Raw genomic sequence first — 4176 nt, forward strand, 5'->3', positions numbered from 1 at the left:
CGCCCGGCACGCCGTCGCCGACGAACTCGCCGCGGCGCACGCGCACCGGGCCGCCGAAGTCTTCGGACAGCACGCCGTAGAGCCCGCTCGGGCCGAGCACGATGTGGTCGATCTTGGCCTCCGGGTCGGTGCCTCGGCCGGCGGCCGCGACGTCGTGCCACACGGTGTAGCCCATGCCGAGGTCGGCCACGATGCGGGCGGTGGCCTCCTCGGCGAGCGCATCGGCGAGCAGTCGCCGCAGGTGGTGCGGGGCGGAGCGGACGAGCGCGGGGTCGTAGGGGTCTTCGATCGTCACGCCGCGTCCTGCCCACTCGCGGATCAGCGTGAGGTACCGCTCGCGGCGCCACCCGCCGGGGTGCCCGTACGATCGCGCGCGCGGACGCGTATCGGCTCGCGCAGCAGGAGGGCGCCAGCCCGACCATTCGGGCGCCGGAGCCTCGCCGAACCCGTGCCCGCGGTCGTACGCGGCGCGCGCTTCGGGCGTTCCGACGAGCTCCCACGCGCGCTGCACCTGGACGAACAGGGCCGCATCGCCGCCGGTGTCGGGGTGGGTCTGCCGCAGCCGCAGGCGGTACGCCTTGCGCAGGGTCTCTTCGTCGGCCTCGGGCTCGACCATGAGCACCTCGTAGGCCGAAGCCGACAGTGGACTGTCGAACACGCACCCTCCCCGGCTCCAGCGATCCCAGCGGGATTCAGGCTACGTCACCGACTGAGGTGCGCGGGTCGGCGCCTCTCATAGCGGCGCGCGTACGCCGCCGCGCTGCGGCTCGACAATGCCAGCAGCAGCAGGATGTCGAGGCTCAGCGACAGGAACGTGCCCTCGACCTTGATCTCCTGCCCCTGCGCCCACCACGCGAAGAACAGGATGCTGATCGACCCGGCCGAGATGATCATGACGATCACGCGGGCCCAGTTGTGCCCGCGGAACACGAGGATCGCCAGCAGCAGGTCGATCAGCAGCACGGTGCTGCCGGCCGCGAGCACGAACCACAGCGCCGCCTGCGACCCCGCCGGGCTGGGGTCGAAGCCCTCGAGCGCGGAGTCGGGGTCGGAGAGGATCGCGTCCCAGCCGACCGCGATGCCGACGAGCACGGCGACCCCCGCGACGACCCGCAGCAGGACGAGCCCGGCACCGGCGACGATGGTCGGCGGGCGGCGCATGTCGGGGTGGTAGCCCGTCGGCTTCAGCAGGCGCCCGGGCGGCTCGAACGCCGGCCGCTTGTGCGGCACCGGGGTCTGCGACTCGTCGCTCGTCATGCCGTCACCGCCTCGACGGCGCGCACGTCGACGATCGGCAGGTCACCGTCGGTGCGGATGCTGTCGCCGCCGCCGTTGCGCGCGTGATAGCCGGTGGCGAAGTCGGCGATGACGTCCACGGCGACGCGGGGATCGGCATCCGTCACGGTCTTGACGATGTGGTCGCGCTCGACATCGGTGTCGGCGTCGATGCGATGGGTCACCTGCAGCGTGAACAGCGACAGCCCGACGCTGGTGTCGAAGGTGCCGGCGGCGAGCCAGTCGACGCGGCGCCCGCCCGGCAGCAGCCAGCCGTCGGGGCACCGCCAGAAGCGCACGTGATGGCGCTGGGCGGGGTTGCCGTCGACCTCCTGCTGGTAGGCGAAGTCCTGCTGGTGCCCGAACAGGAACAGCGGGCTCACCGGTGCTTCGTGATAGCTGCGCCGCGTCAGGGTCGACGTGATGATGCGCCACGACGACGCCAAGGTCACCGGGTCGGCCTTCGTCCAGCCTGCACCCTGCATCGCGGTCTCGATCTGCTCGCCGGTGCCGAGGAACGCGAGGTTCACGGGATCGCCGAGCAGTCCGTCACTGGTACGCGTGCGCCCGATGAAGTAGTCGGGCACGTAGATGGTCGTGAGGATGCGGTGCAGCCGCGGCAGCACGAGGTAGGCGAGCAGCACCCAGAACGCGATGAAGAACGGGATGCCCCACCAGCCGACCGTGAACGTCTCGGTGAAGCTGAGGTAGGCGAGCCACAGCGCCGCGACGCCCGCGAAGACGAAGAAGAACCAGTCGACCGCGATCCCGATCGAGTACGCGCGGCGGTGCGGCTCGTCGTCGGTCACGGCGGTCCTCGTCAGCCCCAGAGCGGCGGGTCGTGACGGAAGGCGAGGGCGGATGCCGCGACCTGCGGATCCAGCTCGGCCAGGGTCGCGGGCTGCCAGCGCGGCGAGCGGTCCTTGTCGATCACCTGCGCGCGGATGCCCTCGGGAAGGTCGGGCTGGCTCGTCGCGAACCACATCACGAGCCCGTACTCCTGCTCCAGCGCGTCGCGCAGACCCGGGAGCTCGCGCGAGCGGCGCACGGACGCGAGCGTCACGGCGAGCCCCGTCGGCGACAGCTCGCCGAGCAGGTCGGCGGTGGCGGCTGCCTCTGCCTCGGGGCGCGCTCGCAGCCGCTCGATGATCTCCGAGACCGTGTCGGCGGCGAAGGCGTCGTCGATCCACACGCGCGCCGCGGCGAGGCCTGGCGGCGACGGGGTCTCGTCGAACAGGAGCACGAGCTCGGTGGGGCTCGACGGATCGGCCCTGGTCTCGAGCGCATCGCGGAGGCCGTCGAGGTTGTCGGAGGGAACGAAGTGGTCGGCGAATCCGGCGTAGATCGCGTCGGAGGCATCCATCGTCGCGCCGGTCAGCCCGAGGTACTCGCCGAGGCGACCCGGCGCATGCGCGAGCAGCCACGTGCCGCCGACGTCGGGAGTGAAGCCGATGCGGGTCTCGGGCATCGCGAGCTTCGAGCGCTCGGTGACGATGCGGATCGCGGCGTGGCCGGCCAGGCCGATCCCGCCGCCCATCGTGATGCCGTCGGCGAGTGCCACGATCGTCTTGGGGTACTCCGCGATGCGGGCGTTGAGCGCGTACTCGTCGCGGAAGAACACCGCCGACTCCTCGGACTGGCCGCCGGTGACGCGTTCCGCGAGCCCGCGCACGTCGCCACCCGCGCAGAGCCCGCGCCCGCCCGCGCCGTCGAGCACGACGATGTCGACCTCGGTGTCGCGTTCCCACGCGTCGAGCGCCGCGTGCAGCAGGTGGATCATGTCGAGGTCGAGCGCGTTGATCGCCCGCGGCCGGTTGAGCGTGAGCCGCCCGAGTCCGCCGCTCGCGCGGACGAGGACAGGCGGCTCGGTCGGCTCGGCGGCGTCGGTCACGATCGCAAGGTTACCGGGCGTGCTGCGGGCGCCACGGCGCGCTGTGGCGAGAATCTTGTGCGGCAGAGCGCGGATTTCCGCAAAGATGGGGAGAACTGCTCACAAGGACGAGAGGGTTCGGCATGCCCGACGGCCAATCGCTGGAATTCTCAGGTGTCACCAAACGCTTCGGCGCCATCACAGCGGTCTCCGGGCTCACCGCCCACATCGAGCCGGGTCGGGTGACCGGATTCCTGGGACCCAACGGCGCCGGCAAGACGACCACCCTGCGGATCCTCCTGGGCCTCGTCCGCGCGACCGAGGGCCATGCCACGATCGGCGGCAGGCGCTACGCCGATCTGGCGCATCCGCTGCAGACCGTCGGCGCGGTGCTCGAGGCATCCAGCTTCCATCCCGGGCGCACGGCCGCGGCGCACCTGAAGGTGTACGCGCAGGCGGCGCGGATCCCGGACCGTCGCGTCGACGAGGTGCTCGGTCTCGTGGGGTTGACGGATGCCGCGGGCCGCAAGGTCGGCGGCTTCTCGCTCGGCATGCGCCAGCGCCTCGGTCTCGCGTACGCGCTGCTGGGCGATCCGGGCGTGCTCGTGCTCGACGAGCCGGCGAACGGCCTCGACCCCGAGGGCATCCGCTGGATGCGCGGGTTCCTGCGCGATCTCGCCCGAGAGGGGCGCACGGTGCTCGTCTCGTCGCACCTGCTCGCCGAAGTGCAGCAGACCGCCGACGCGCTGCTGATCATCTCGCTGGGGCGGCTGGTGTTCCAGGGCTCGCTCGACGAGCTGTCCGACCCGTCGGAGTACGCCACGATCGTCGATGCGCCCGACCGCTCCGCGCTCACCACGGCGCTGCAGGCTGCGGGCGTCCCGTTCGAGGTGCTGCGCTCGGGTCTCACCGTCCGCGGTGTCGAGCCCGCGGCCGTCGGCGCAGCGGCCGCGGCCGGCGGTGTCGCCCTGTCGTCGCTTCACCGCCGCGGCCCCGCGCTCGAGGAGGTCTTCCTCGACCTCGTCAACGGC

Annotated in this window: 5 protein-coding genes; 1 reads left to right on the plus strand and 4 read right to left on the minus strand. The window is 72.0% G+C overall.

The genetic code is table 11. The annotated features are described in order from the left end of the window. The 4 genes from EIO58_RS13650 to EIO58_RS13665 all read right to left on the minus strand — a co-directional run. On the minus strand, nt 1–658 hold a 658-nt coding region (locus EIO58_RS13650), incomplete at its 3' end, for a J domain-containing protein (protein WP_127819995.1). Nucleotides 659–702: 44 nt separating this feature from the next. Further along, a complete protein-coding gene (locus tag EIO58_RS13655) occupies nt 703–1257 on the minus strand; it encodes a hypothetical protein (RefSeq protein ID WP_127819996.1) in 555 nt (184 codons plus the stop codon). Continuing rightward, entirely contained in the window at nt 1254–2084 is an 831-nt protein-coding gene (locus EIO58_RS13660; RefSeq protein ID WP_127819997.1) for an LssY C-terminal domain-containing protein, read from the minus strand. Before EIO58_RS13660 ends, EIO58_RS13655 begins: the two co-directional genes overlap by 4 nt. A gap of 11 nt (nt 2085–2095) precedes the next feature. Continuing rightward, nucleotides 2096–3166, minus strand: a complete 1071-nt coding sequence (locus EIO58_RS13665; protein ID WP_127819998.1) for an enoyl-CoA hydratase/isomerase family protein — start codon at nt 3164–3166, stop codon at nt 2096–2098. Nucleotides 3167–3288: 122 nt separating this feature from the next. Between EIO58_RS13665 and EIO58_RS13670 the strand changes: the two genes are divergently transcribed. Next, nucleotides 3289–4176, plus strand: an 888-nt coding sequence (locus EIO58_RS13670; RefSeq protein WP_127819999.1) for an ATP-binding cassette domain-containing protein, incomplete at its 3' end; no start/stop codon positions are given.

Origin of the sequence: Microbacterium sp. CPCC 204701, from assembly GCF_004010105.1 — a bacterium.
Taxonomy (GTDB): domain Bacteria; phylum Actinomycetota; class Actinomycetes; order Actinomycetales; family Microbacteriaceae; genus Microbacterium.